Below are 24,761 nucleotides of genomic sequence, written 5' to 3'. Positions count from 1 at the left end.
GCCCTTACGGGGTCTCGACCGGCGTACCCTGTGCCTGCCACAGCCGCAGCAGTTCGTTGAGATAACCCTCCCCGCCGAGGCGGCGGTCGGCGTTCGGATCACCGGCAGCCCCCAGCCTGACCGTTCGGCAGCCGTGCAGTTCGCCGGCCACCGTGATCTGGCGACCGTCGGGATAGTCGAAGACGGCCTCGTAGGCGAGCCGATACTCCATCGTGCAGACCTGGTTGGGAGGTGCGCTGGGGAGTTCGTTGAAGGCATCGATGGCGCTCTGGACATCGGTGGTGAGCGGTTCGGCGGGGCCGGGCCACCGCTGGTCGCCGTGGAGCCAGACCTGGGTGGCGCCCGAGGGGAGTGCGCCTGGCGTGCTCTCGGATGGGTCGGGCGTGTCGCCGGGAGCCGCCTGTTGGGTGTTGCCGCAGCCGGTCATCGCGACCACGACCAGCAGGATGCCAGCGAGGAACGCGGCTGGGCCAGTGCGATGTTTGCTGAACATACCCACTCCATACGCGGTGGCGGTCCGTTCCGGTTGCCTCAGCTTCGCAACCAGGTCGTGCGCCCGTTCCAGATGGTGCGCACCACCGGGTCGGCGAGCTCGCGACCGTGGTAGGGATTGTTTCGCGACAGCGACGCGGTCTGGCTGCGGTCCACCACGGCGCGGGCGCTCGGATCGACCAGCACCAGCGAGGCCGGGTCCCCGACGGTGAATCCCTGTCCCTGATCGGCCAGCCCGGCGATCCGGGCCGGCGCCTGGGACATCCGATCGGCCACCCCGGACCAGTCCAGCGCGCCGGTGGCGACCATCGTGTCGAGGACCACCCCGAGGGCATGCTCCAGGCCAAGCATGCCGGGCCGGGCATCGACGAACGCGTGGTGCTTGTCCTGGGGGGCATGCGGGGCGTGGTCCGTGGCGACCGCATCGATGGTGCCGTCAGCCAGACCGGCCCGCAGTGCCTCGACGTGTTCATCGGTGCGCAGCGGCGGATTGACCTTGAAGGTGGTGTCGTAGTCGGCGAGCAGGTCGGTGGTGAGCAGCAGGTGGTGTGGGGTCACCTCCGCGGTCACCTGGATGCCGCGGGCCTTGGCCCACCGCAGCACCTCCACCGATTCGGCGCTGGTGACATGGCAGACGTGCAACCGGGAGCGGGTCAGCTCGGCCAGCTGGACGTCCCGGGCGACAATCACCGACTCGGCCTGCGGCGGCCAGCTGGGGAGCCCCAGCCGACCGGACCATTCGCCCTCGTGGCAGCAGGCCTGGTCGCCGGCCAGCGCCGGATCCTGCGCGTGTTGGGCCAACACGCCGCCGAAGTCGCGGACGTACTCGAAGGCCCGGCGCATCAACCGGCTGTCGGCGACACAACGACCGTCGTCGGAAAACAGGCGTACGCCCGCATGGCGATTCATCAGCCCCAGCTCGGCGAGTTCTTCGCCGCCCAACCCCTTGGAGATGGCGCCGATCGGCACCACCTGGGCATCAGCGTCGGCTGCCAGGGCGTGCAGGTGCTGGGCGGCTTCGGCGGTGTCGGTGACCGGGCGGGTGTTGGCCATCGCGCAGACTGCGGTCCAGCCACCCCGGGCCGCCGCGGCAGCGCCGCTGCGGACGGTCTCGGCGTCCTCACGCCCCGGTTCCCGCAGGTGGGTGTGCAGGTCCACCAAGCCCGGTAGCACCCGCAATCCGGCGGCGTCGATCTGCTCGGCCCCCTCGGGCGGGTCCTGGACGTATCGGCCTTGCGCGATGTGCAGGTCGGTGGTCGTGCCGTCGGGGAGGGTGACGCCATTAATCGAGAGGGGAGCGGGAATCGACCGGGCATCACGGGTCGACAGGGCAGCGACGTGGGACTGGTCAGGCCCAGCACTCGGATCAATCATGGGTCTCCTCATCGGCTCCACCCAACAGGTGATAGAGCACGCTCATCCGCACCGCCACGCCGGCGGCGACCTGGTCGAGCACCAGCGAGGCGGCCGCGTCGGCGGCATCGCTGGAGATCTCCAAGCCACGGTTCATCGGGCCGGGATGCAGGATGGCCGCGCCCGGCTTCAGGGTCGCGAGTCGGGTCTTGGTGAGTCCGTACTGCACGGTGTACTCGCGGGCACTGGGGAAGAATCCACCCGACATCCGTTCCCGCTGCACCCGCAACATCATCACCGCGTCCGCATCGGTGAGCTGGTCGTCCAGCTCGGTGGTCACGGTCGCCGGCCAGGTCCCGACTCCCGACGGGAGCAGGGTTGAGGGCGCGACCAGAGTGACCTCGGCGCCCAGTGCGCGAAGCAGGATCACGTTGGAACGGACCACCCGTGAATGGGTGAGGTCACCGACGATGACCACCTTCTTGCCGGTGAAACCAGCCTCGCCCTCGTCCTTGCTGGCCAGCGCCTCGAAGTGGTGCCGCAGCGCGTACGCATCCAGCAGGGCTTGGGTGGGATGTTCGTGTTGGCCGTCACCGGCATTGATGATGCTGCAGTCGACCCAGTCGGTGGCCTGCCGGCAGACGCCGGAGGCTGCGTGGCGGATCACCAGGGCATCGGTGCCCATCGCGGCCAATGTCAGCAAGGTGTCGCGGAGCGATTCGCCCTTGGACACGCTGGAGCCCTTTGCCGACACGTTGATGGTGTCGGCGCTGAGCCACTTGCCAGCCATCTCGAAGGAGGTACGGGTGCGAGTGGAGTCTTCGAAGAACAGGTTCACCACGGTGCGACCGCGCAGCGCCGGCAACTTCTTGACGGTGCGGTGCTGCACTTGTTGCATCTGAGCGGCGGTGTCGAGCAGGGCAGTGATCTCCTCGGCGGAGAGGTCGGCGGCGCTGATCAGATGGCGCATCAGATCTCCTCGCTGGGGCGGGTGATGGTGACCTGGTCCAGGTCGTCGGTCTCGGTCAGGCGCACCGAGACGCGTTCCTCGGTTGCCGTCGGCAGATTTTTGCCGACGTGGTCGGCGCGGATCGGCAACTGTCGATGGCCGCGGTCCACCAGCACTGCCAACTGCACCGAGCGAGGGCGGCCGTCGAGGTCCTTGAGTGCGTCCAACGCCGCGGCGACGGTACGCCCGGAGTAGAGGACGTCGTCGACGAGCACGACGGTCGCATCCTGCAGGGACCGCGGGATGGTGGTCGGTCCGACGGTGCGGGTGGGGTGGCGACGCAGGTCGTCGCGATACATGGTGATGTCGAGGATGCCGTGGGGAATTGCACGCCCGGCCGGGTCAGCCATCGCCTCGGCCAGCCGCACTGCCAGCGGTACACCGCGGGTCGGGATCCCGAGCAGCACCACGTCCGCGGCCCCCTTGGTGGACTCGACGATCTGGTGGGCCATCCGCGTCAGTGCCCTGGAGATCTCGGCGGCGTCGAGGACGACTCGGCCGCCGAGCCCGGTCTCCGGACGGTCGGATTGGGTGTCCACGCACGCTCCTCCGCAACGATGTCGGCACCCAATCTAGCTGTTCCCGCCGCCCTGCGTGACGGCACAGAACATGAATCCGTACCCGATCCCTATGCTGGCCGTGTGACTGCGCTGGAAGAGGATCCGTACGCCATCGAGCAGGCGCCGCGACGCCAGCCGATGCTCTATCCCGGACGCTGGCCCGAAGAATCGGTGCTGCTGTCCGGACAGGCCATGTGGCCGTTGCGGAGTTACGACGGCGTTGCCCTGGGCGCCCATGATCCGGTCGACTGGGATGGTTTCCGGTTGCCCCACTTGGGTTTGGCGATGCCCGAGAGCGACAAGCGCGCGCTGGGGCTCAAGGCGCAGTCGGCGCCGATGCTCGGGCGGGTGCTGGAGAGTCTCAACGTGCCCGGTTGCAACAGTCGGGTGCCGGTGCTGTGTGTCGGGTCCAATGCTGCACCGGCCCAGCTCCGCGACAAGTTCGTCGACAACGTCCTGACCCGGGCGTTGACGATCCCGATGGTCCAGGCCGAGGTCAGTGATGCCCGGGTCGGCTTTGCCCCGGTCATCGCGCCCAAGGGCTATGTGCCGACCACGCTGCTGCCGGCGCCCGGCGAGTCGGTACGCCTGTATGTCCAGTTCCTGGATCGGGACCAGCTCGCCTTGGTCGATGATTCTGAGCTCGGCTATCGGCGCGTGTGGTTGGGGCGGGAGCAGGCCCGCACCGTCCTCAGCACGGGGGAGGAGCTGCCCGGTCTGTACGCCTATGTCCACACCGCCGGGGCGCTGGCCGACCACGCGGAGGGGGATGCCCCGGACTGGTGGGCGATGCAGTCCCAGCTCGACGCCCCGCGCTCTGGTGCGTTGGCCGCCCAGCCAGCGGTGCTGGAGCGCTGTGCTGGCTGGCCCGACGTGGCGCGGGTGCTGGGGGAGGACCTCGTCGCGTGGCAGCGGTTGGCCACCGACGCTGACCTTCGCGAACAGGTCTCAGCAGCCCTGGCACACCACGCCTTTGACCATGCGTGGAACGATCCGGACCGGTTCCCGGACCTGCGCAGCCAGCCGCTCGTCCAGTACGGCGAGCTCAGCCCGCGGGTGGGCGGTGGAGTTGCCGGAACCGACGTGGACGGCGGCGTGGCGCCGGTGTCCGCCGACGGGACCAGGACGGCGTACGGGAAGGTGCTCGATGCGACCTTGGACCGGCGCGGTGAGAGTTGCATCCGGCTCAATCCACGGCAGCACCGGGCGGTGGGCGGTCGTGACTACTGCGAGCTCCAGTCCGCGGCGTTGCGCCGTGTGGTCGGCGCACCTGCCCCCACCACGATCGCCAAGGTGATGATTGATCCGGACCAGCCCGACGACGAGGTGCAGGTCGACCAGGTGCTGCGGATTGCGATCGGCCTGGAGCCCGGTGAGGTGGTGCGATATCGCGGCGTGACCCTGCGCAGGTCCCGGGTGGCCGATCCGATCCTGGGAACACCGGCCACCATTTCCGCCCGAGTTCATTTGTCCACGGTTGCGACTGCCGAACGCGACGTCGTGCTGCTCGATCCGCTTTCGCTGGAAGTCCTTGGTGTGGACAGTGGTGACAATGTCGTCATCGAGGGGCGCGCCGATGACCAGGGGGAGGTGCCGCATCTGGAGGTCAAGGCCTTCCAGGTGCCCGAACACGAGTTGGACAGCAGACGGCACCAGTTCGGTGGTGGCTTCGGTGCTCGGATGCCCGACGCGGCGACCGCGCTGGGGCACGCGCCCGACCTACCCGCAATCCTGGTCGATGCGGCGCTGCGCGAACGCCTCGGGCTGGCCGGCACCCAACTCGGCACGGTCCGAGTGCGCCCCGCGAGGGGGCAACAGTTGCGCGGCGAACTGCGGGAGTTCACTCTCATCATGGCCGTGGCGTTGATTGGTGTCATCGCCGTGGTCGAGCAGCCGCTGGTGGTGATCGTCCTCACCGCGGCGGTGGTGGTGGGGTCGGCTCTGCTGGTGGTGGCGCGGTTGCGGCATCGGCTCGGATACAAGCTGACCGTGCGCTCGCGCAGCCGTGACACGCCGCGGTGAGGCGGCTAGGCTACGGCTGTGTTCACGCCATTGCAGACGCTGCCCGGCTGGCCCGAGGCGCCTATTCCCACCGTGTTCCAGGAGCTACTGCTCCTGCTGATCATTCCGGTCGTGGTCGGGATCGTCGTTGCCCTGCTCGTGTACGCCCCGACCCTGGCCGGGAAGCACAAGCCAAGTTCGGCCGAGTTGCTGCGTCGCGAGCGCGCCGAAAAGGCTCTGGAGGCCGAGTCTGACACCGCGCGCATCGAATCCTGACTCAGACCCCGCCGTCGTGACCGGCGCGTTCGACGACGAGCGCGACCTGGACGCGGTTTTCCACGTCCAGCTTGACCATCAGCCGATTCAGGTGGGTCTTCACGGTGGTTTCGGAGACGAAGAGTTCGTCGGCGATGTTGCGGTTTGAGTAGCCCTGCCAGACCAACTGGGCGACCTCGCGTTCCCGTTCGCTGAGTCCGTCCAACTGTTGTCGGGTGGAGCGCTGCTCGCGGGATTCTCGGGCGATCAGCCGCTGGATCACCCGCCGGGTGCTGCGCGGTGACAGGAAGGCGTCCCCGGCAACGGCGGTGTGAACGGCGCGACGCAACTCGTCAGGGCTGGAGTCCTTGAGGACGAAGCCGACCGCACCGGCCTCGAGCACCTGGAAGACGTAGTCATCCAGGTCAAAGGCGGTCAGCGCGATCACCTTGGGTGGCATGATCCGGCGCTGGACGACGGCTGTCGCCTCGACGCCACTGACCCGTTCCATCCGCAGATCCATCAGAATCACATCGGGCAGCAGCCGGTTGCAGGTTTCGGTGACTTCGTCGCCGTCACTGGCCTCGCCGACGACCTCGATGCCGGGATCGGTGCTGAGGATCGCGCGTACGCCAGCCCGCGCCATGGGATCATCGTCCACGATCAAGGCCCGCACCGGAGTCATGGGCGTGACTTTAGCGGCCCTGCTTCGCTGCTGCGGCCCACGGCAGTTGCACGTCGACCTCGAACCAGCCGTCCCCGGTCGGGCCGGCATTCATCCGCCCGCCCAACAGGCCGACCCGTTCCCGCATTCCGACCAACCCGGTGCCCGATCCGGGCGTACCGCTGGAGTGGTGGGTCATCATGTTGCGGATCTTCAGCGACACCCCGGCGCCCGGCGAGCCCCGCAGATCGAGGCCGACCGTGGTGCCCGGTGCGTGTTTGACGACATTGGTCAACGACTCCTGGACGATCCGGAAGACGGCCCGGTTGAGCATGTCGCTGGCTTCCTCGGGGGAGCTGAGCATGATGAACGCGTTCACCTTCACGCCGGCAGCGAGCGTCGAGTCGATCACGTCGGTGACATCGGCCATCCCTCGCAGCGGGATCCGGGAGGGCTGTTCCACCGGACCGGCCGGGGCCGGGTCGCGCAGCGCGCCGATCAGATTGCGCAGGTCTTCCAGCGACCGGTGGGCCGAGTTGCGCACCACCTGGGCGGCCTGGACCAGCGTCGGGTCGCTGGACTGTGCCAACTCCTCCAGGGCACCCGAATGCAGGGACACCAGGGACAGCCGGTGGGCCAGCGTGTCGTGGATCTCCCGGGCCAGCCGTTCCCGTTCGGCGCGTTGGGTCAGCTGTTCGGACAGGTCGCGGGCGGTGCCCTCGGCGCGTACGGCCCGGGCGTCGGCCGCTCTGGCTTGTTGGCGGTTGCGGCGCATCCGCCCCAGCATCACGGTGACCACGAAGACCAGCCCCGTCATCGTCAGGTCCAACAACACCCGCTGTCCGGTCGGTAGGCCGACCGGATCGAGCATCACGGTCCAGTGCAGCGGCGCGATGGCGTTGCGGATCACGACCCAGACACCGATCACCCCGGCGGCAATGGTGCCGATGGTGGCCTGCCGGCCGCCGCGATGCACGATCAGCGCGTGGGTGCCGACGAAGAGCAGCAACGGATCGAACTGCCCCAACAGCACCATCACCGCGCCGGCGCCCCAGGTGACCCAGGGATGGCGGCGACGGACGAAGACGGTGGCATTGCAGATGAACGCCAGCAGCACCGCGAAGAGGCCGAGTGAGGACACGACGGGCTGGCCCGCACCGAGCGGGGTGGGCCAGTACCAGGACACCGCCGCATGATTGGGCAGGTTGATCAGCAGCAGCGCCGGATAGAGCAGCAGCGAAACCACGACGGACCAGACCTGACTGACCCATCGCGGTGAACGAGAAGTTTGCACATTCTGAGCCTAGGGGTCCGCACTGACATTTCCGTCCTTCGATCGGGCCGACGGACGGAGACAAGAGTCATCCTTTCGGTCAGCGGGGTCGGACCTTTCGCAGGACCCTCCAGACGGTCGTTGCGGCCGAAGCTTGAAGCGTTCACCGCTCCCGTGGATCGACCACGGGGCCGACCCGAGGAGTCAGCATGTCCGGTCACCCGACCTCCCCCAGCCAGCCGACGTACGCCCACACCCCGCCGCAGGGCCCCGGCCCGGCCCAGCCGGCCGGCAAGCCCAAGAAGCCCTTCTTCAAGCGGGTGTGGGTCTGGATCGCGATCGTGGTGGTCGTCCTCATCGGCCTGAGCGCCGTGGGCGGTGGCGGGACGGACACCGCGCCTCCCGCCGGTGATCCGGCAGCGGGCGGCGATGCTGGCGCCCAGAGTGATGCCGGAGGCGAGAAGGGCGATGGCGGCGGTGAGAAGAGCGACGGCGGCGGTGAGAAGAGCGACGGCGGCGGCCAAGAGGCCCCGGCCGGGCTGAACACCCCGGTGCTCGCCGGTGACGTGGAGTACACGATCACCGCGTGGGAGTGCGGCGTGGAGATGGAGAGCCCGCTGGCCGAGGATCCGCAGGGCCAATACTGCAAGATGCAGCTGACCGCCAAGAACACCGGCAGCAAGGCCGTCGACCTGTCGAGCAGCTTCATCAAGGTCGGCGACGGCAGTGCGGAGTACGAGTCGACGATCAGCTACAACGACGACGCGATCATCTACGAGAAGATCAATCCGGGCAACACCCTCACCGGCACGGTCTACTTCGATGTCCCCGAGGCGAGCACGCCGACCGTGGCGCTGCTGCAGGGCGACATCTTCGGCAAGACCGTCGAGGTCTCGCTCAGCTGACTCGGGTCAGACGCGCAGTGTCCACGGGTCGGTGCGCAACGTCGAGACGGTGGCCTTGAGTCCGGGGACGGCAGCAGACAGGGCCTGAGCTGCCATCGGCAGCCAGGTCCATTCCGCTGCCCAGTGGGCCACGTCCAGCAACACCGGGGCGTCGTCGTGCGCGATGAACTCACTGGCGGGATGGTGCCGCAGGTCGCTGGTGAGATAGGCATCCACTCCGGCGGCTCGAGCCTGGTCCAGGTGAGAGTCCCCGGCGCCGCCCATCACGGCAATCCGACTCAGCATTCGCTCGGGATCGCCAGCCAGGCGTACGCCGGTGATTGTCTCCGGCAGGGCGGCGGACACCTGCTCGGCAAACGCTGCGGCGGTGAGGGGCTCAGGCAGTCGTCCGACCCGGCCGAGCCCGATCTCGCCCAGCGGCTGCTCCAGCGTCGTCATGGTCCAGGCCGGCTCCTCGTAGGGATGCGATGCCAGTAGTGCCGACAGCACGGGGCGGCGCAGCCGCTGCGGCAGCACCACCTCGATGCGTTCCTCCTCGACCTCTTCGGGGGTGCCGACGGTCCCGATGGTGGGCTCGGCGCCCTCGACCGGAAGGAACCGGCCGGTGCCGGTGACTGAGAAGGAGCAGGCCCGGTAGTCGCCCAGTGAGCCGGCGCCGGCTTCGGCGAGCGCCTCGCGTACCGCATCGGCCGAGTCCCGGGGCACCTGGGTGGCCAGACTCACCAGTGCTTCGGCCGGCTGCGGTGCCAGCGGGGTCAGATCGGTCAGGCCGACCGCCGTTGCCAACGCCTCGCTGACACCGGCGATGCCGACGTCAGCATTGGTGTGGGCGGTGTAGAGGGCGATGTCGTGGCGCATCAGCTCCCGCAGGATCTCGCCCTTGGGGTCCGTGGCGGTGACGGCATGGATGCCGCGCAACAACAGCGGATGGTGGGTGATGATCAGCTCTGCGCCGACTCGGGCGGCTTCTCGGACCACCTCGAGGGTCGGATCGACGGCCAGCAGAAGGTGGCTGACCGGACTGGCCGGATCGCCGGCGGCCAGCCCGACCTGATCCCAGGACTCGGCGCGGTGGGTGGGGTGTTGCTCCTCGAGGGCGGCGATGACAGACGAGACGGTGGCCATGGGGCTCATCTTGTCACCCAACGGGTGGCAGTGGCCTCAGCGCAGTGGATGGGCTCAGCGCAGTGGATGGGTGAGGGCCTGGGCGGCTTGCCGCCAGGCGCGGATGGCCTCGGCCTCGGTCTGGAGGTGGTGGTGGGGGCTCTCCCAGAATTCGAGCATGTCAGTTTCTCCTGTGGTGTCTGGTCAGTTGATCGGCTGGGTGTCGGCGGGTGTGGGGACGTGGTAGGGGCCGAAGTCGTCCTCGATCTCGGTGAGGACGACATCTCCGGAGACGGCGTTGACGGACAGTCGGATTGAGGGCTGGTCGGCTGCGGGTTCGCCGGCTCCGCTGAGGTCGGAGCGGATGTCTCCACTCATGGTCTGGACGTCGGTCCACACCGGGATCCCGGCGACCACCTGGAGTTGGATGTCGCCCGAGGCACTGGTGGCGCTGAGCTGGCCGGCGGCCATGCGCCGGACGTTGATGTCGCCGCTGCCCGTGGTGAGGTCGACCCGTTCGCTGGCGTCGCTGAGCATCAGGTCGCCGCTGCCGGAGGCGAGCGTCACCTCGCCCTCGGCGCGTTCCAGGGTGACGTCTCCGGTGCCGCTGGACAAGTTGGCGTCTCCGCCGATGTGGGTGACGCGGATGTCGCCGGCGCCGCTGGTCAATTCGGCGTCACCGAGGCAGCGTTCCAGGGTCAGGTCGCCGTTGCCGACGGTGAGCGTCGCGTCTGCGACCTCCCCGCGTACGGTGATGTCGCCGTTGGCGCTGCGTAGCGTCACGGTGCCGAACTGGCCGTCGAAGTCCATGTCGCCCTGCAGTGAGGTGATGTGGACGGTGGTGTGGTGGGGCACCTCGACGCGTACGCCGGGGGAGCGGCGCAGCATGCCGGCATCCCAGCTCAGCACGGTGCCGTCATGGCCGTGGTGGCGATCCCATGAGATTGGGTCGCCCTTGGTGGTGGTGGCTGACACATCGGTGCCGTCGTGTGACCTCACGGTGATGTCACCGAGGTTGCCGCTGAGGTGGAGGGACAGGTCGGGGCTCATGATGGTCTCCTTCGGGGTGGCTGGTCAGACCCAGCCGGTCATCTGGTTGCCGAGCATCCCGCGCCGGTGGCGGCTGCCCCGGTTGCGGCCGGGTTCGGCGGCGTGGCGGACCGCGTTGGTGATCCAGGCGTTGAGGGAGATGCCCTCGGCCTCGGCGGCTTCGTCGGCGCGCCGCTTGACGCCGTCGGGCAGCCGCAGCGTGATGCGCGTGGCGGAGCGGTCTTCTTCGGGCTCTGGTGGCGGAGGCGGGGCGATCGGTTGGCCGATCTCGACGTGCAGGTAGGGGTCGCGTCCCACCAGCCGCACCTGGATCTCGGTGTCGGGTGGCAGGTCGTGGGAGAGACCGGCCGCGGCGTCGGAGAGGAGCTGCATCACGGTGAGCCGAAAGCTCGGTTCCAACTGGTCCAGCAGGCGCCGGGTGGAAGCCTCGTCCTCGGATCCGCGCAGCAGGCTGTCACGGAGTTGGTCGAGATAAGGGGTCAGGTCCATGACCCCAGTGTGACACCATCATGGTGTCACATGCAAGGGCTAGACGACACCACTTGGTGTCACGCGGTGTCAGGCGTGCATATGCCTGACGCCGCGGCGCCTCAGAGCTTGCGGCAGGCGATCGCCCGCAGGACGTCGTGGCGGCGTTCCCGCAGGATCCGCGCGGGCTGCTCAGCCAACGTCCGCTGTGCCATCCATTCGTCCATCTCGGCGATGAAGTCCTCATCGGCCGTGACGGCGGGGAAGAGGCCCAGCAGCACATAAACGGTGCTCTGCTGGCCACGGTCGGCCCAGCCGTTGCTGGCATTGGAGATGTCCTCGACGACCTGCAGATACTTCTGCGCGTAGTCGGCGAGCACCTCCTCCTGCCCGTACTGGTGGAATCCCATGCAGACCATCCGGTGCACCGAGTTGGTGACGCTGGCGTCGGCGGTGGCAAGCTGCCAGGCCGCGGCCTTGTCAGCGGCCCCGGGCAGGGCCGCCTTGGCGCCTGCAGCTTCTTCGGCTCCGCTCACGGTCTTGTCGTTGGCCAGTTCGGCGTCGATGTCGCTCGCGTCCCACGCGCCCATCCGGGCCAGCTGGCGCGCCAGGTGCCAGCGCAGGTCGGTGTCGATCTCGAGGCCCTCGGGGACCTCCTCGCCGGCCAACCAGCCACTGAGCAGTTCCTCACCGGCGCCGAGCTCGCAGACCTGAGCCAACCCCTTGGCGATCAGCAACTGGGCATCCGAGCCGGGTTCGGCAGCGGCCAGCAGCCGGGCCAAGCCGGCCCGCAGCTGGTTGCGCGCGTCGGGGCGGTCCTGCGGTCGGGTGTACGCGGTCACTGCGGTGAGCGCCTGGCGTACGCAGGAGGCCACGGCAGTCGAGTCGGTCTCGGAGCCCAGGCCGCGCAGCACCACGTCGACGTACGCCGACGGCTTCAGCTCGGCATCCCGGCACATGTCCCAGGCCGCACCCCAGCAGACTGCGCGGGCGAGCCCGTCGGTGAGGGCGTCGATGTGCTCGACCAGCGTCTGCATCGAACGCTCGTCCAACCGCACCTTGGCGTAGGTGAGGTCATCGTCGTTGAGCAGGATCAGATCGGGCTGCTGCTTGCCGACCAGTTCGCCCACCTCGGTGAGCTCGCCGTCGATGTCGAGTTCGACCCGATCGGTGCGCACCAACTCGCCGTCAACCAGGTTGTACAGGCCCACCGCCATCCGGTGCAGGCGCAATGTCGGCCACTGTTCCAGCGCAGTCTGCCGGATCGCAAAGGTGGTGAAGGCTCCGTCGGCGACCTCGAACTCGGCGCGCAGGGTGTTGACCCCGGCATGGTTGAGCCACTGCTCCACCCACGCGGCCAGGTCCCGCCCGGAGGCTTCTTCGAGCTTGCCGATCAGGTCCGACAGCTGGGTGTTGCCGTAGGCGTGCTCGGCGAAGTACGCCCGGACGCCGGCCAGGAAGTTGTCGCGGCCGACGTAGGCGACCAGCTGGTTGAGCGCCGAGGCGCCCTTGGCGTACGTGATGCCGTCGAAGTTGAGCTCGACTGCCTCCAGATCGACCATGTCGGCGGCGATCGGATGGGTGGTGGGCTGCTGGTCCTGGGTGTAGGCCCAGCCCTTGCGCTGGTTGGCGAAGGTGGCCCACGGGTTGACACCCGACTCGGTCTGGCGCGCGATCTCCTCCTGCGCGAAGTGCGAGGCCCACTCGGCGAAGGACTCGTTCAGCCACAGGTCGTCCCACCAACGCATGGTCACGAGGTCGCCGAACCACATGTGGGCCAGCTCGTGGAGGATGGTGTTGTCGCGGCCCTCGTAGGCGCTGGCCGGCATCCGGGAGCGGAAGAGGTATTCGTCGCGGATGGTCACACAGCCGGCGTTCTCCATCGCGCCCGCGTTGTATTCCGGCACGAAGGCCTGGTCGTAGGAGCCGAAGGCGTACGGCATCCCGAACGCCTCCTCGAAGACCTGGAAACCGGCCTTGGTGGTGGCAAAGATGCGATCCGCGTCCAGATGCTCCTTCATGGACTGGCGGCACAGCAGCGACATCGGGATGGCGTGGCCCTGACCGGCGTACGCCGTGCGCACCACGTGGTAGTGGCCGGCGATGATCGCGGTGATGTAGGTCGACATCGGCTTGGTCTCGGCGAAGCGCCACACGCCGATCTCGCCGGTGATCTCCGGGTCCACGGTGTTGGCGTTGGAGATGACGGTCCAGTCCGCCGGGGCGGTCACGGTCCAGGTGAAGGTGGCCTTGAGGTCGGGCTGCTCGAAGCAGGCGAAGACTCGGCGGGCGTCGGGGACCTCGAACTGGGTGTAGCAGTAGACCTTGTCGTCGGCGGGGTCGACGAAGCGGTGCAGTCCCTCGCCGGTGTGGCTGTAGCGGCCCAGCGCAATGATGGTCAGCGTGTGCTCGCCGGCCTCCAGCGACAGCGGGAAGCGGTGATTGCTGAAGGCGGCCGGGTCGAGCTCGGCGCCGTCCAGTTCGGCGTGCAGCACCCCGTCAGCAATCAGGTCGATGTGAGTCTCGGCGGCCTGATTGGCCGTGAAACGGACCGTGGAGGTCGACAGGAACTGGTCCTCGCTGACGCGGCCATCCTGACCGCTGAGGTCGACCGCCACGTCGTAGTGGTGGGTCGCCAGGACTGTCGAGCGCTCCTGTGCCTCAGCACGGGTGAGGTTTGCCGGATACATCCAACCTGCCTTGTGGTCGAGTCACGTCCGTCGTCACGGATCAGTGCGTACAGCTTGCCTAGGTTACCGCACGATGACGAGCCGGTGACGAAGCTGTGACCGGGGTCGCCCGATCCGCTGCGGTCGCAGTGCCCGTACGCCCGCGGTGCCGCCCGAGTGGACGGTGACGCGACCGCGCGGCGAGGGCTGCGGGACCCGCGACCGATGGTGCGGACCTCGGGCACGGACTTGGCTGATGGCCATGGTGATTTCTGCGCGACAACTGACCAAGACCTACGGCTCCGGCCCGTCGGCGATCGATGCCTTGGACCGGGTCGATCTCGACCTGGAACGCGGCACCACCGCGATCATGGGGCCGTCGGGATCGGGCAAGACGACCCTGCTGCACTGCCTGGCCGGCATCATCAGCCCCAGCGGGGGAGAGGTGCGCTACGCCGACCAGGACCTGGCGCGAATGGGGGACGGCGCCCGGACCAAGCTGAGGCGCACCGACTTCGGCTTCGTCTTCCAGTCCGGGCAGCTGCTGGCCGAACTGCCGGCCGTGGAAAATGTGGCGCTGCCGATGTTGTTGGCGGGTCGGGGGAGGAAGGAAGCCCTCAAGAGGTCTGAGATCTGGCTGGAACGACTCGGCCTGCGTGGCCTGGAGGCGCGGCGCCCGGGTGAACTGTCCGGTGGTCAGGAGCAGCGCGTGGCGATCGCGCGGGCGTTGGTCACCGAGCCCGCGGTGATCTTCGCCGACGAGCCGACCGGCGCGCTGGACCAGGCCACCGGCCACGACGTGTTGCAGGTGTTGACACGCACGGTGCGAGTGGTCGGCGCGGCGCTGGTGGTCGTCACCCACGACCCGGGCGTGGCCCGCCACTGCGACCGGACCATCGAGATGCGTGACGGTCACATCGTGGCCGACCATCGCCGTCCCGCGACGATCCAGGGAGCTCGCTGATGCCGGCCCTGCGGTTGTGGTGGCAGTTCGCCCGACAGTCCCAGGGGCGTGGCGTGGATCTGTTGGCGGTGGTGGCGTTCACTGCAGCCGCCGCCTGCCTCTACACGGTGCTCGGCGGCGTCCAAGCATTTCTGGGGCGCCCCGACCCCTCTGGCACCTATCAGGTGGCGGCCAGCATCGCCGGGATCCTGGTCGGCGTACCGATCCTGACCCTGGGTGCTGCGGCTGCCCGGCTGTCGGTGACCCGGCGCAACGCGCGGCTGGCGGCCATCCGGCTCGCCGGCGGCACCCGTGGCCAGACGACCCTGATTGCCCTGCTCGACACCGGCGCGCAGGCAGTGGTGGGAGCGCTGCTGGGGGTGCTGGCGTACGCGCTGTTGCTCCCGGTGATGACGCTGTTGCCCTTCCAAGGCACTGGTTTCTCGGTGTCGGAGATGTGGCTCGGACCGGACCGGATCGCGGCTTTGGCGGCAGTGATGGTCGTGCTCGCACTGGCGTCGGCGGCGCTGTCGCTGGTCGCGGTGTCGGTGTCCCCGCTGGGAGTCGCGCAGCGGGTCAGCCCGCGCGCCATGAGCGTGCTGCGGCTCGTCGCAGCGGTGGTGGTGCTCGGGCTGTGGTCGGCGGTGATGCAGCAGCCCAGCGTGCTGGTGATCCTCGCCTTCCTGGCGATCTGCATCGGCATCGTCAATCTGGTCGGGCCGTTCGTGTTGTGGCTGGTCGGCAAGATCGCCGCCCGGCAGGCCGCGACGGCGGCGGCCCTGGTCGCGGCGCGGCGGCTGATCGACGACCCGCGCGCGGCGTGGCGGATGGTGTCCGGCGTCGCGTTCGCCACCTACATCGCGGGCGTGCTGAGCATCGCTCCCGCGATGGCGTCGTGGAGCACCGACGCGGAGACCGCGCAACTCTTCAGCGACATCGGTCTGGGAGCGTGGGTGACGCTGGCCTTCACCAGCGTCTTGGCGGCGGTGTCGGCAGCCGTCACGCAGACCTGCCGGCTCTGGGACCAGGCTGAGTCCTATCGCGGGCTGCGGCTCGCGGGCACCGACGTGAAGGTGCTGCGGCAGATCCGGTTGCGGGAGGCGGCCCTGCCGGTGACGGCTGCCGTGGTGATCGCCGGACTGGCGGCGCTGGTGCTGGTCGCGCCCATCGGGTTGGGGATGATCGTCCAGACCTGGTCCGGACTGCTGAGCTTCGTCGGAGTGGCGATCGGAGCGATCGTTCTGGTGCTGGCAGCGGTGGCGGTGACCAACCCGATGGTGCGCCGCATCGTGGACGTGAATCCCTGAGGTCACCAACCGGTTGCAGGGGCCGATGGGCTCGCCTCTAGGGTTGGGACGCAACCGACTCAGGAGACCGCCCATGACCGAGGCCGCCGGCCCACCGGATCTGCGCACAATCGCGTACGCCGATGCCACCGATCCCCGACAGGAGCTCGACATCCACGAGCACGTCGGGGCACCACGGCGTACCGCGGTGGTCTTCATCCACGGGGGTGGCTGGTATGGCGGCACCCGGGATGCCTTCACCAACATGGCCCGCTGGTCCGCCGGCCGAGGCTTTCCCACCGCCTCGCTGGGCTATCGGATCGAAGAGGACACCGACTACGCCGACAAGGTCGCCGACCTGGAGACCGGATTGGCGATCGTCACCGACAAGCTGCGTCCCGAACGGTTGATCCTGGTGGGGAGTTCGGCTGGAGCCCACCTGGCCACCGCGCTGGTGCTGGAGCAGCGCACCCCGCAGCCCGTGGTCGGCGTGCTGTCGATCAACGGGCCCGGCTCGATGGCCGATGACCACCTCGGCGAGAGCGGCCAGGCCCGGGTGCGGCAATTGGGGCTCACTGATGAGCACCTGGCACTGTTTGGGCAGCCACCTAGCGAGCTGACGCCAGCCGAGTGGCTGTTTTTGCTGGCGGAGGATGAGCACTACTTCCTGCACCCCGGTGTCGAGGTGCTGGCCGGCGCGCTGGCCCGGCAGGGGCATGCGGTCGAGACCGTGATCGAGCCGGACACCAAGCATGGTTTTGCCTACGCGCGTACGCCCGAATCGCACCCGGAGATGTTTGCGCGGCTGTCGCGATTCGTCGATCGATGCGAGGCGATCTGACCAGCGTGGTGCGGCCCGTCGACCCCCCTTCCGGGGCGGCGATCCGCGCCTCTTACGATCAGTCCAGGACCTGAGGAGGAGTTCTGTGTCCCAAACAGTGCGAGGCGTGATCGCGCGCCGCAAGTCAGAACCGGTCGAGGTGGTCGAGGTCGTCGTGCCCGACCCCGGACCGGGCGAGGCCGTCGTCAAGGTGCAGGCCTGCGGTGTGTGCCACACCGACTTCCACTATCAGCAGGGTGGCATCGGCGATGACTATCCCTATCTGCTCGGCCACGAGGCGGCCGGGGTGGTGGAGTCGGTCGGGGAGGGCGTCACCGACCTCGCGCCGGGCGACTTCGTCATCCTCAACTGGCGGGCGGTGTGCGGCGAGTGCCGGGCCTGCAAGAAGGGCAAGCCCTGGTATTGCTTCGCCACCCACAACGCCACCCAGAAGATGACCCTGACCGACGGCACTGAGCTTGAGCCGGCGCTGGGCATCGGTGCGTTCATCGAGAAGACGCTGGTCGCGGCTGGGCAGTGCACCAAGGTGGATCCCTCGGCCCGGCCGGCCGCTGCTGGCCTGCTCGGCTGCGGCGTGATGGCTGGTTTCGGCGCCGCGGTCAACACCGGCGGCGTGACCCGGGGTGACTCGGTCGCCGTGATCGGCTGCGGCGGTGTCGGCATGGCCGCGATCGCCGGCTCGCTGCTGGCCGGGGCCACCACGATCATTGCGATCGACGTCGACGACGCCAAGCTCGAGCGGGCGCGCTCCTTCGGCGCGACCCACACCATCAACTCCCGCGAGCTGGACCCCGTCGAGGGGATGCGCGGCTTCACCGACGGCAACGGCCCCGACGTGGTCGTCGATGCCGTGGGGCGGCCGGAGACCTGGAAGCAGGGCTTCTTCGGACGCGACCTGGCCGGCGTCTTGGTGCTGGTCGGCGTACCGACGCCCGAGATGACCGTGGAGGTGCCGCTGGCGGAGGTCTTCGGACATGGCGGCGCGCTGAAGTCGTCGTGGTACGGCGATTGCCTGCCCGAACGGGACTTCCCGATGCTGGTGGATCTCTACCAGCAGGGACGATTCCCGCTGGACGACTTTGTCAGCGAGGAAATCGGATTGGAATCGGTGGAGCAGGCATTCGAGACGATGAAGAGCGGCAAGGTGCTGCGGTCGGTCGTCGTGCTGGACGGGGCAGGAGCATGAGTGTGCGTATTGACAAGGTCGTGACCTCGGGCACCTTCAGCCTCGACGGCGAGACCCATGAGGTCGACAACAACACTTGGATCGTCGGCGACGACGAGGAGTGTGTCGTCATCGATGCCGGGCACGACCCGGCGAAGGTCGAGTCGGCGGTGGGCGGTCGGCGTACCGTCGCGGTGCTGTGCACGCACGCCCACGACGATCACGTACGCCAGGCGCCCGAGTTGGGCCGACTACTGGATGCGCCGGTGCTGCTCCACCCGGCCGACGTGGTGGTCTGGAAGCTGACCCACGACGACGCCCCTGATGGTCCGATCGCGGACCGGCAGCGGATCCGGGTCGCCGGCGCGGAGCTCCGGGTGCTGCACACGCCGGGCCACAGCCCGGGCTCGGTCTGCTTCTACGTGCCCTCCGAAGGAGTGCTCTTCACCGGCGACACGCTCTTCAGCGGCGGTCCGGGTGCCACCGGTCGAAGCTTCAGCGACGCCGACCTGATCAAGGAATCGATCCGTACGCGGCTGCTGTCGCTGCCCGACGAGACGGTGGTGCACACCGGCCACGGCGAGGACACCACCATCGCGGCTGAGCTGGAAGGCTCGATCGGCTGGGAGTGACGCTGCGGGCGTAAACACTCGGTCACCGTTGAGTAGAATTTTGTGTCTCCTGGCTATTGTGTTCCCGCCCTGTGGCGGGATAGCTTGAGCGTAGTCGGCCCAAGGGGGCGACGATGCCAAAGGAGGCAAACAATGAAGATCCGCAAACGAGTAGTCGCGGCCACAATGGTCGCGGCAGCCATGCTTGGGTCACTCCAAGCGCCAGCCCACGCCGTCCTCACGTTGTACATGGACACGAACTTCAGGATCGGGTTCAGGACGGCGTCTGCCCCAGAGAGTATCCCGGCCATGGGGCTGGGCTTCGACAACGTTCTGAGCTCGTACAACAATGACACGCAGTGGGACGGGGCGTGGTGGCACGACACGTACTACACGGGTCGGTGCATCCAAATGCCCCGTAGGTCGAACAGCGCCTCCTTCGCACTCTGGGACAACGACAAGATGAGCTCCTGGACTCTGGGTAATGGGTGCTGAGACCCTGGTCGAGGCGCGCGGGCTGCACCGCACATTTGTGACTCGCGCTGAGCAGGTCCACGCCGTCAAAGGCGTGGACCTGCGTCTCTCCGCCGGCCGGCTGATGCTGCTCACCGGACCCAGCGGATCGGGCAAATCCACCCTCATCAATCTGCTCGCGGGGCTGGACACGCCCGACCGTGGCGAGATCGAGGTGCTGGGCGTCGATGTCGTGGCCGCATCGGAGAAGACGCGTGCCGCGATCCGGCTCAACGGCTTGGGGGTCGTCTTCCAGGACAACAATCTCATCCGGGAATTCAGCGCCTTGGAGAACGTCATGGTGCCGTTGGTGGCCCGTGGGCTTTCGTGGCGCGATGCTCGAGACCGATCGCTCGAAGCGCTGGATTGGATGGGCGTTGCGCAGGTGGCGCGCCGGCGACCGCCGGAGATGTCCGGCGGCCAGCGGCAACGCGTGGGGATCGCGCGCGCCTTGGTGGGAGACAAACGGATCCTGCTGGCTGATGAGCCGACCGGCGCGCTCGACCAAGAAAATTCGCATGCGCTCTTTCGTCTGCTGAAGCAATTTGCTGATGAGCGATCGGTGGCTGTGCTGCTGTGTTCCCATGACCCCGGGGCGGAAGATTACTGTGATGACAAACTGGCGATCGCGGACGGCGCGGTCAGCTGAGGGCCGATGGCTGCTGACGGCTCTGGTGCTGCGCAGCCGGTCTCTCTGGCTCACCATCGGCCTGGTGTTTGTGGGCACCGCCCTGTGCGCAGGGTTTGCGACGACAGCGGCCAGCTTCTCCCTGTCGACGAGCCAACAGTCCGAGGATCAGTTCGGCACCGCAGACGGATGGGCGACGCTGGAATCGGATGTCGCGATGGGGGACCGCCTGCCCGAGGATCCGGTTGGGGCGCTGAGCGCAGACACTGCCGTCGAGGTGCAGCTCTTCGCGCAGGTGGGCATGGTCGACGACCACGGCAATGCCGCGGTCCTCCACTACTTTGAACTGCCTCCGGAGGGTGCTGCCGCCCAGGGGCGATTCGATCTCACCTCCGGTCGATGGCCCGCCGTCCCCGGTGAATGCGTGTTGCCAGAGGCTTCACCCAGACGCGTCTCGGCAGCTGTCGACGGGGCCGTCGTGCCGACCGGCACGGCGGTGATGCGCTATCGCCCGACCGTCACGGTGGCGGTGTGCGCGCCAGGGACGTGGGCCTCGTGGCAACCACGGCCGGGTGTGACGCTGGCCGCGGCGGCGAGCGTCTATTTCTCCGCGCCGGACCCGTACGCGGCGGCATCCCGATTCGAGGGCGTCAGGATGGTCGAGCTACGCGGCACCGCAGAGGAGACGGTGACCACTTTCGAGTTGTTGGCGCTGTGGTGGCCGACCATCGGCGCCGGCGCGGCCCTCGTCATAGCAGCGGGCGTCACCGCTGGCGGCTGGTTTCGGCGCCAGCACGCACAGATGGCCGTGCTCGGTGTGCCGTTGGCCGTTCTTCGCTCGGCAACGCTCATGGCCGTTGGCGTCGCGGGTCTTGGGGCGATTGCTGCAGGGACGGTCGCGGGGTTCGCGGCCGCCCGAGCCGCAGCCCCGATCGCGCAGGAGTTCAACGGGGGCCGACCCCTGTCGGAGGACCTCCCGCTTGGGCTCCTGGCCGTGACCGAGGTTGCTTTGGTGCTGTCCCTGATGCTGTCGGCCACTGCGGCGGCGAGGGCACGGGGCCCAGTGCGACCAGCCGGCACCGGAGTCTGGGCACGTCGAGTGGGATGGGTCGCCGTGGCGGTGTGCGGTGCCGTCGCGATACCTGCTGTCCTGTTCCTGTCGACCAAACCGACCGACCTGATGGCCCAGATTGCACTCGTGGCCCTCGCGGCAGCACTCCTGACCGCCTTGGTGCCCATCCCTGCTGTGCAAGCAGCAAGGTTGGCTACCACAGGATGGACATTGGCCGGCCGCATTCTGGCGGGTAACCGACGCCCGAAACTGAGCGCTGCGGCAACCGCCCTGACCGCAACGGTGACCGTCAGCATCCTCATGCTGTCGAGCACGTCCATGGCGGCGCTGACGGACAGCCAGCGGTCCCCGGTGCCGCCAGGCGTGGTTGCCGTCGGCGGCGACCTCAATGCTGCGGAGGCCGAGACCTACCAAGAGGTGTTGTCTCTCCCGGGCGAGCCGGCCATGGTGTCGGAGCGGTGGTGGGTGTCCGGGGTGGGCGCGGTGTGGGCCGTGGCTGATCGGCGAACGGCCGCCGCGCTCTTCCCGGAACTCACCGAGCAGGATCTGCAAGCTCTTGCCAATGGCGTCCTGGTGATGCTGGGGCCGGAAACCTCCGGGGAGGAGGTGCTTGCCGATGACGGATCGCAACGGGTGGTTCCCGCAGTGACCGCGGACATCCCTCGCGCGCGGCAGTCCGGCATTGTCGGGATGATCCTGCTTGCCGACGCGCCTAGCCGGATCTTCGACACGAGCGTGTACACCGGTTTCAGCCCCGAAGAACTGGCACGGCTCAAGGTGGTGCTGCGCGGCTCGGGCCTGGATCAGACGGTGGTGAGCCTCCACGTGCCCACGGAGACCTTCGACATCGGGACGGAGGTCGTCGTGGTCGTGGTGGGCATGACCCTCGTCCTGGCGGCCATCGGCGGATTCTCTGCGGGCTCAGCCGTGGCCGGACAGCGGGCTGTGTTCGCCGGGCTTGCGGCTCTCGGGGTGCCACGCAGATTTGCTTGGCACGCCCAGCTGGGCGTCTTCGTGGCCACGGCGGTGGTGCCGATCGGCGCGGCGACGGTCGGCGCTACCGTGCTCACCCTCGCGTTCATGGGCGTCCACGCGGGGGAGTTCGTCCCGCAGTTCCTGCCGTGGCCACGGGTGCTGGGCTTCGCGGCGGCGGCCCTGATCAGCGCCGCCCTCGGGTCACTGGTCGCGGCGAGTCGAGTCAGAGTGAGTGAACGACTCGTCGATCACGCCTAAGGTCGCCTCAGAAGCTGGCCTGGTTGTACGGCGTACGTTCCGTGTCCATCACCTGGGCGAGTCGGTCGATGCCGTCATCCGAGCCGCGGACCCGGCCGGCTGCGGCCAGTTCGCGGGTCTGGACGCCGCCCAGATAGAGCGAACCCAGCGCCTCCGGATCCAGCGTCGCGTCGGGTTCCTCGCTGGTCGGCGTCACCTCGGCACCGTCCGCGGTGGCGTCGATCCGGAAGCGGCCCTCGGCGAAGCCCATCGGGTCGGCCACTTCGATGACGGCCTGCCCCGTGCGGTCATAGCCGCGCTCGGTGAAGGCGGCGATCGGGTCGAGCACCCGGGTCCACACGAAGTCCTTGCGGCCCTTGACGGTGTAGCCGCGTGAGTCGGCCATCGCCCACGGCAGCGGGTCGGCGACCGGACCGCGCCGCCAGCTCACCGACAGCACCAACTCCATGCTGCCGAGGAAGGACCACAGCGCCAGATAGGCCTCCCAGGTCGTGAAGATGATGTCGACGATGGTGGCGGTGCGCTCGGAAAACTTGCCGCCCTCGTCGATGTTGAAGAGCACCATCCCGTCGATGGTGCCGTCGGTGTCGTAGTGCAGCGCCGCCCGCCGGTGCGGATTCGGCTTGCCCTCGTCGGTCACCTCGCCGGTGTCGAGGGGTCGGTGGAAGCTCAGCCGCCCCACCGAACCGGGCATCCACTGGTGGAAGCGGGCATTGAGGTCGTCATAGAGCTCACCCAACTGCCACGGATCCGCAAACTCCACCGTGCCGGCCGGCTGATGGCGCAACTCGAAGCCACGGGTGTCGACCTCGAGGATGTTCTGCACCGTCGACATCCCAAATCCGAAGCGGCCATAGATCCGCGCATCGGAGGCGGTCAGCGCCGCCAGCGGTACGCCGGCCTCGCGCGCCTCGGTGAGCTGCGCAGTCATCATGGTGCGCAGGATGCCGCGCCGCCGATGGGTGGGACGCACCGTCACATCGGTGATGAGGGTGGCCCTGACCGGATCCTTGCCGGCATTGATCGAGCCCGGCGCCGCATACAGGGTGCCGACCGGCCAATCGCTGGGAAGGCCGTGCTCGCGACCAGGGGCGTACGCCGCGCGCAGGACGCCCTCATCCGCAACGGTCCATCTGCGCCACAACTCAAAGGTCTCGTCGGTGCCCCTGGTGTCGTGGAAGCCGAGCCGGACGGTCTCCCACCAGCCGCGCATGCGGTCGTCGTTGGGGGTCTCGGCGGTACGGATGACGTCATGGTTGAGCTCAGTCACAAGCAGCCACGTTAGCGACGCGGGCAAGACACCCGGCATCGGGTGGGCCGACCGTCGCGGCGAGACGCGGTGAGACTCTGCCAAGATGTCCCCATGCGCGTACACATTGCGACCGATCACGCAGCTTTCGAGGAGAAGAAGGCCCTCGTCGAGCGGCTCCAGCAGGCCGGCCACGACGTCGTGGACCACGGCGCCCACGAGTACGACGCCGAGGACGACTATCCCGATTTCATCATCCCCTGCGCCGAGGCCGTGGTCGGCGAGCCGGGGTCGCTGGGCATCGTGCTGGGCGGATCGGGCAACGGCGAACAGATCGCCGCCAACAAGGTCACCGGCGTACGCGCGGCGCTGGCGTACAACACCGAGCTCGCGAAGCTTTCCCGTGAGCACAACAACGCCAACGTGCTCTCGTTGGGCGGCCGGATGAACAGCATCGACGAATGCTGGGCGATGGTAGAGGTCTTCCTGGCCACCGAGTTTGCCGGCGTGGCGCGGCACCAGCGCCGCATCGACAAGATGGCGGCCTACGAGGCGAGCCGTCCGGGCCAGGCCAGCTGAGTGCCCGAAGGGCACGTTCTGCACCGACTCGCCGGCGCGCTCGATGAGCACTTCGCCGGCCGGACGGTGCAGGTCACCTCGCCGCAGGGTCGGTTCGCCGACTCCGCGGCGCTGCTGGACGGGCAACCGTTGCTGGGCGCCGAGGCGTACGGCAAACACCTCTTCGTCGACTTCGAGCCGGGCATCGTCCACATCCACCTCGGCCTGATCGGCAAACTGCGCATCCATCCGCTCGCGCCGCCGGTGGGGGTGGTGCGGCTGCGGATCGCCGACGACAGCACCGCCGCTGACCTGCACGGCCCGCAGCACTGCGCCCTCATCACCCGCGCCGAGCGGGACGCCGCGGTGGCGCCGCTCGGACCTGACCCGATCCGCGCCGACGCCGACCCCGAGGTCGCTTGGCAGCGGATCCACCGCAGCGGCCGCAGCATCGGCGCGCTCCTGATGGACCAGAAGATCACCGCCGGCGTCGGCAACATCTATCGCGCCGAGGTGCTGTTTCGGCAGCGGATCCGGCCCGACCGCCCGGGCAAACTGTTGCGTCGGGCCTCCTGGGAGGCGATCTGGACTGACCTGGTCGTGCTGATGGCCGCCGGCGTACGCGACGGGCGCATCGACACCGTGCGCCCCGAGGACGCCCCCGAGGTCACCGGCCGGGCGCCCCGGGACGATCCGCACGGCGGCGAGGTCTATGTCTACCGCCGGGCCGGCCAGCCCTGCCTGGTGTGCGGATCGCCGGTGCGCTCGGGCACCCTGGAGGGCCGCAACCTCTATTGGTGCGCCAACTGCCAGCGTCGCGGCTGAGCGAGACCGGTGCACCCGTGGCGGGCGCGGCTCT

23 protein-coding genes are annotated in these 24,761 nt (G+C 68.5%); 12 read left to right on the top strand and 11 right to left on the bottom strand.

Annotated features, from left to right (window positions below):
• Window positions 1-4: 4 nt before the first annotated feature.
• The 4 genes from CGZ91_RS00975 to pyrR are packed head-to-tail and all read right to left on the bottom strand — an operon-like array spanning window position 5 to window position 3,393.
• Window positions 5-493: a hypothetical protein gene (locus CGZ91_RS00975; protein ID WP_094452130.1), complete on the bottom strand. Its 489-nt coding sequence runs from the start codon at window positions 491-493 to the stop codon at window positions 5-7.
• Window positions 494-531: 38 nt separating this feature from the next.
• Window positions 532-1,866 carry a dihydroorotase gene (locus CGZ91_RS00970; RefSeq protein WP_094452129.1) on the bottom strand — a complete coding sequence of 445 codons (1,335 nt, stop codon included), beginning with the start codon at window positions 1,864-1,866 and terminating at the stop codon, window positions 532-534.
• On the bottom strand, window positions 1,859-2,815 hold the full coding sequence (locus CGZ91_RS00965) for an aspartate carbamoyltransferase catalytic subunit (protein WP_094452128.1): 957 nt from the start codon (window positions 2,813-2,815) through the stop codon (window positions 1,859-1,861). The genes CGZ91_RS00970 and CGZ91_RS00965 overlap by 8 nt, the downstream gene beginning before the upstream one ends.
• Complete coding sequence (gene pyrR, locus CGZ91_RS00960; RefSeq protein WP_094450479.1) at window positions 2,815-3,393, bottom strand: bifunctional pyr operon transcriptional regulator/uracil phosphoribosyltransferase PyrR; 579 nt, start codon at window positions 3,391-3,393, stop codon at window positions 2,815-2,817. The genes CGZ91_RS00965 and pyrR overlap by 1 nt, the downstream gene beginning before the upstream one ends.
• Window positions 3,394-3,495: 102 nt before the next feature.
• On the opposite strand from pyrR, the gene CGZ91_RS00955 reads away from it, so the two are divergent.
• Both CGZ91_RS00955 and CGZ91_RS00950 read left to right on the top strand, forming a co-directional pair.
• Window positions 3,496-5,436, top strand: coding sequence for a hypothetical protein (locus CGZ91_RS00955; RefSeq protein WP_094452127.1), 1,941 nt, complete (start codon window positions 3,496-3,498; stop codon window positions 5,434-5,436).
• A gap of 18 nt (window positions 5,437-5,454) precedes the next feature.
• Window positions 5,455-5,691: a hypothetical protein gene (locus CGZ91_RS00950; protein WP_144008446.1), complete on the top strand. Its 237-nt coding sequence runs from the start codon at window positions 5,455-5,457 to the stop codon at window positions 5,689-5,691.
• A gap of 1 nt (window position 5,692) precedes the next feature.
• Here the strand turns inward: CGZ91_RS00950 and CGZ91_RS00945 are convergent, their stop codons facing one another.
• Window positions 5,693-6,355, bottom strand: a complete 663-nt coding sequence (locus tag CGZ91_RS00945) for a response regulator (RefSeq protein WP_094452126.1) — start codon at window positions 6,353-6,355, stop codon at window positions 5,693-5,695.
• Between the two features lie 10 nt (window positions 6,356-6,365).
• Window positions 6,366-7,628 (bottom strand): sensor histidine kinase, encoded by a 1,263-nt coding sequence (locus CGZ91_RS00940; RefSeq protein WP_144008445.1) that lies wholly within the window; start codon window positions 7,626-7,628, stop codon window positions 6,366-6,368.
• Between the two features lie 188 nt (window positions 7,629-7,816).
• On the opposite strand from CGZ91_RS00940, the gene CGZ91_RS00935 reads away from it, so the two are divergent.
• Window positions 7,817-8,512, top strand: a complete 696-nt coding sequence (locus tag CGZ91_RS00935) for a DUF4352 domain-containing protein (RefSeq protein WP_094452124.1) — start codon at window positions 7,817-7,819, stop codon at window positions 8,510-8,512.
• A gap of 6 nt (window positions 8,513-8,518) precedes the next feature.
• Here the strand turns inward: CGZ91_RS00935 and CGZ91_RS00930 are convergent, their stop codons facing one another.
• The 4 genes from CGZ91_RS00930 to pepN all read right to left on the bottom strand — a co-directional run bounded on the left by CGZ91_RS00930 (window position 8,519) and on the right by pepN (window position 13,824).
• Complete coding sequence (locus CGZ91_RS00930) at window positions 8,519-9,637, bottom strand: Nif3-like dinuclear metal center hexameric protein (protein ID WP_229116344.1); 1,119 nt, start codon at window positions 9,635-9,637, stop codon at window positions 8,519-8,521.
• Window positions 9,638-9,820: 183 nt separating this feature from the next.
• A complete protein-coding gene (locus tag CGZ91_RS00925) occupies window positions 9,821-10,666 on the bottom strand; it encodes a DUF4097 family beta strand repeat-containing protein (RefSeq protein ID WP_094452123.1) in 846 nt (281 codons plus the stop codon).
• 24 nt (window positions 10,667-10,690) lie between these two features.
• Window positions 10,691-11,155 carry a YlcI/YnfO family protein gene (locus tag CGZ91_RS00920; RefSeq protein ID WP_094450471.1) on the bottom strand — a complete coding sequence of 155 codons (465 nt, stop codon included), beginning with the start codon at window positions 11,153-11,155 and terminating at the stop codon, window positions 10,691-10,693.
• Window positions 11,156-11,256: 101 nt separating this feature from the next.
• The gene (gene pepN / locus CGZ91_RS00915; protein ID WP_094452122.1) at window positions 11,257-13,824 is read right to left on the bottom strand and encodes an aminopeptidase N; all 2,568 of its coding nucleotides are present in this window, start codon (window positions 13,822-13,824) and stop codon (window positions 11,257-11,259) included.
• Window positions 13,825-14,065: 241 nt separating this feature from the next.
• On the opposite strand from pepN, the gene CGZ91_RS00910 reads away from it, so the two are divergent.
• From CGZ91_RS00910 to CGZ91_RS00875, 7 genes are all read left to right on the top strand, one after another.
• The gene (locus tag CGZ91_RS00910) at window positions 14,066-14,767 is read left to right on the top strand and encodes an ABC transporter ATP-binding protein (RefSeq protein ID WP_229116343.1); all 702 of its coding nucleotides are present in this window, start codon (window positions 14,066-14,068) and stop codon (window positions 14,765-14,767) included.
• A complete protein-coding gene (locus CGZ91_RS00905) occupies window positions 14,767-16,053 on the top strand; it encodes a hypothetical protein (RefSeq protein ID WP_094452120.1) in 1,287 nt (428 codons plus the stop codon). Before CGZ91_RS00910 ends, CGZ91_RS00905 begins: the two co-directional genes overlap by 1 nt.
• 73 nt (window positions 16,054-16,126) lie before the next feature.
• Window positions 16,127-16,873, top strand: coding sequence for an alpha/beta hydrolase (locus CGZ91_RS00900; RefSeq protein WP_179229156.1), 747 nt, complete (start codon window positions 16,127-16,129; stop codon window positions 16,871-16,873).
• Window positions 16,874-16,958: 85 nt separating this feature from the next.
• A complete protein-coding gene (locus CGZ91_RS00895; protein WP_094452118.1) occupies window positions 16,959-18,059 on the top strand; it encodes an S-(hydroxymethyl)mycothiol dehydrogenase in 1,101 nt (366 codons plus the stop codon).
• Window positions 18,056-18,670, top strand: a complete 615-nt coding sequence (locus CGZ91_RS00890) for an MBL fold metallo-hydrolase (protein WP_094450464.1) — start codon at window positions 18,056-18,058, stop codon at window positions 18,668-18,670. Before CGZ91_RS00895 ends, CGZ91_RS00890 begins: the two co-directional genes overlap by 4 nt.
• Window positions 18,671-19,133: 463 nt before the next feature.
• The gene (locus CGZ91_RS00880) at window positions 19,134-19,811 is read left to right on the top strand and encodes an ABC transporter ATP-binding protein (protein ID WP_094450462.1); all 678 of its coding nucleotides are present in this window, start codon (window positions 19,134-19,136) and stop codon (window positions 19,809-19,811) included.
• Entirely contained in the window at window positions 19,774-22,095 is a 2,322-nt protein-coding gene (locus CGZ91_RS00875) for a hypothetical protein (RefSeq protein ID WP_144008444.1), read from the top strand. Before CGZ91_RS00880 ends, CGZ91_RS00875 begins: the two co-directional genes overlap by 38 nt.
• 7 nt (window positions 22,096-22,102) lie before the next feature.
• On the opposite strand, the gene CGZ91_RS00870 is transcribed toward CGZ91_RS00875, so the two are convergent.
• Window positions 22,103-23,365 (bottom strand): GNAT family N-acetyltransferase, encoded by a 1,263-nt coding sequence (locus CGZ91_RS00870; RefSeq protein ID WP_179229007.1) that lies wholly within the window; start codon window positions 23,363-23,365, stop codon window positions 22,103-22,105.
• Between the two features lie 93 nt (window positions 23,366-23,458).
• On the opposite strand from CGZ91_RS00870, the gene CGZ91_RS00865 reads away from it, so the two are divergent.
• Both CGZ91_RS00865 and CGZ91_RS00860 read left to right on the top strand, forming a co-directional pair.
• A complete protein-coding gene (locus tag CGZ91_RS00865; RefSeq protein ID WP_094450459.1) occupies window positions 23,459-23,923 on the top strand; it encodes a ribose-5-phosphate isomerase in 465 nt (154 codons plus the stop codon).
• Window positions 23,924-24,727, top strand: a complete 804-nt coding sequence (locus tag CGZ91_RS00860) for an Fpg/Nei family DNA glycosylase (RefSeq protein ID WP_094452117.1) — start codon at window positions 23,924-23,926, stop codon at window positions 24,725-24,727.
• Window positions 24,728-24,761: the final 34 nt, after the last annotated feature.

The organism is Parenemella sanctibonifatiensis, assembly GCF_002250565.1.
Classification (GTDB): Bacteria; Actinomycetota; Actinomycetes; order Propionibacteriales; family Propionibacteriaceae; genus Parenemella; species Parenemella sanctibonifatiensis.
The sequence above is the reverse complement of the archived record's forward strand: the minus strand, read 5'-3'. Positions and strand labels throughout refer to the sequence as shown.

What these genes read in the sequence shown, in the direction of transcription:
- CGZ91_RS00965 (WP_094452128.1), bottom strand. Translation starts at nt 2,815, where the DNA reads ATGCGCCATCTGATCAGCGCCGCCGACCTCTCCGCCGAGGAGATCACT.
- CGZ91_RS00890 (WP_094450464.1), top strand. Translation starts at nt 18,056, where the DNA reads ATGAGTGTGCGTATTGACAAGGTCGTGACCTCGGGCACCTTCAGCCTC.
- CGZ91_RS00945 (WP_094452126.1), bottom strand. Translation starts at nt 6,355, where the DNA reads ATGACTCCGGTGCGGGCCTTGATCGTGGACGATGATCCCATGGCGCGG.
- CGZ91_RS00975 (WP_094452130.1), bottom strand. Translation starts at nt 493, where the DNA reads ATGTTCAGCAAACATCGCACTGGCCCAGCCGCGTTCCTCGCTGGCATC.
- CGZ91_RS00925 (WP_094452123.1), bottom strand. Translation starts at nt 10,666, where the DNA reads ATGAGCCCCGACCTGTCCCTCCACCTCAGCGGCAACCTCGGTGACATC.
- CGZ91_RS00910 (WP_229116343.1), top strand. Translation starts at nt 14,066, where the DNA reads ATGGTGATTTCTGCGCGACAACTGACCAAGACCTACGGCTCCGGCCCG.
- CGZ91_RS00920 (WP_094450471.1), bottom strand. Translation starts at nt 11,155, where the DNA reads ATGGACCTGACCCCTTATCTCGACCAACTCCGTGACAGCCTGCTGCGC.
- pepN (WP_094452122.1), bottom strand. Translation starts at nt 13,824, where the DNA reads ATGTATCCGGCAAACCTCACCCGTGCTGAGGCACAGGAGCGCTCGACA.
- CGZ91_RS00935 (WP_094452124.1), top strand. Translation starts at nt 7,817, where the DNA reads ATGTCCGGTCACCCGACCTCCCCCAGCCAGCCGACGTACGCCCACACC.
- CGZ91_RS00970 (WP_094452129.1), bottom strand. Translation starts at nt 1,866, where the DNA reads ATGATTGATCCGAGTGCTGGGCCTGACCAGTCCCACGTCGCTGCCCTG.
- CGZ91_RS00930 (WP_229116344.1), bottom strand. Translation starts at nt 9,637, where the DNA reads ATGGCCACCGTCTCGTCTGTCATCGCCGCCCTCGAGGAGCAACACCCC.
- CGZ91_RS00865 (WP_094450459.1), top strand. Translation starts at nt 23,459, where the DNA reads ATGCGCGTACACATTGCGACCGATCACGCAGCTTTCGAGGAGAAGAAG.
- CGZ91_RS00875 (WP_144008444.1), top strand. Translation starts at nt 19,774, where the DNA reads ATGACAAACTGGCGATCGCGGACGGCGCGGTCAGCTGAGGGCCGATGG.
- CGZ91_RS00905 (WP_094452120.1), top strand. Translation starts at nt 14,767, where the DNA reads ATGCCGGCCCTGCGGTTGTGGTGGCAGTTCGCCCGACAGTCCCAGGGG.
- CGZ91_RS00880 (WP_094450462.1), top strand. Translation starts at nt 19,134, where the DNA reads ATGGGTGCTGAGACCCTGGTCGAGGCGCGCGGGCTGCACCGCACATTT.
- CGZ91_RS00900 (WP_179229156.1), top strand. Translation starts at nt 16,127, where the DNA reads ATGACCGAGGCCGCCGGCCCACCGGATCTGCGCACAATCGCGTACGCC.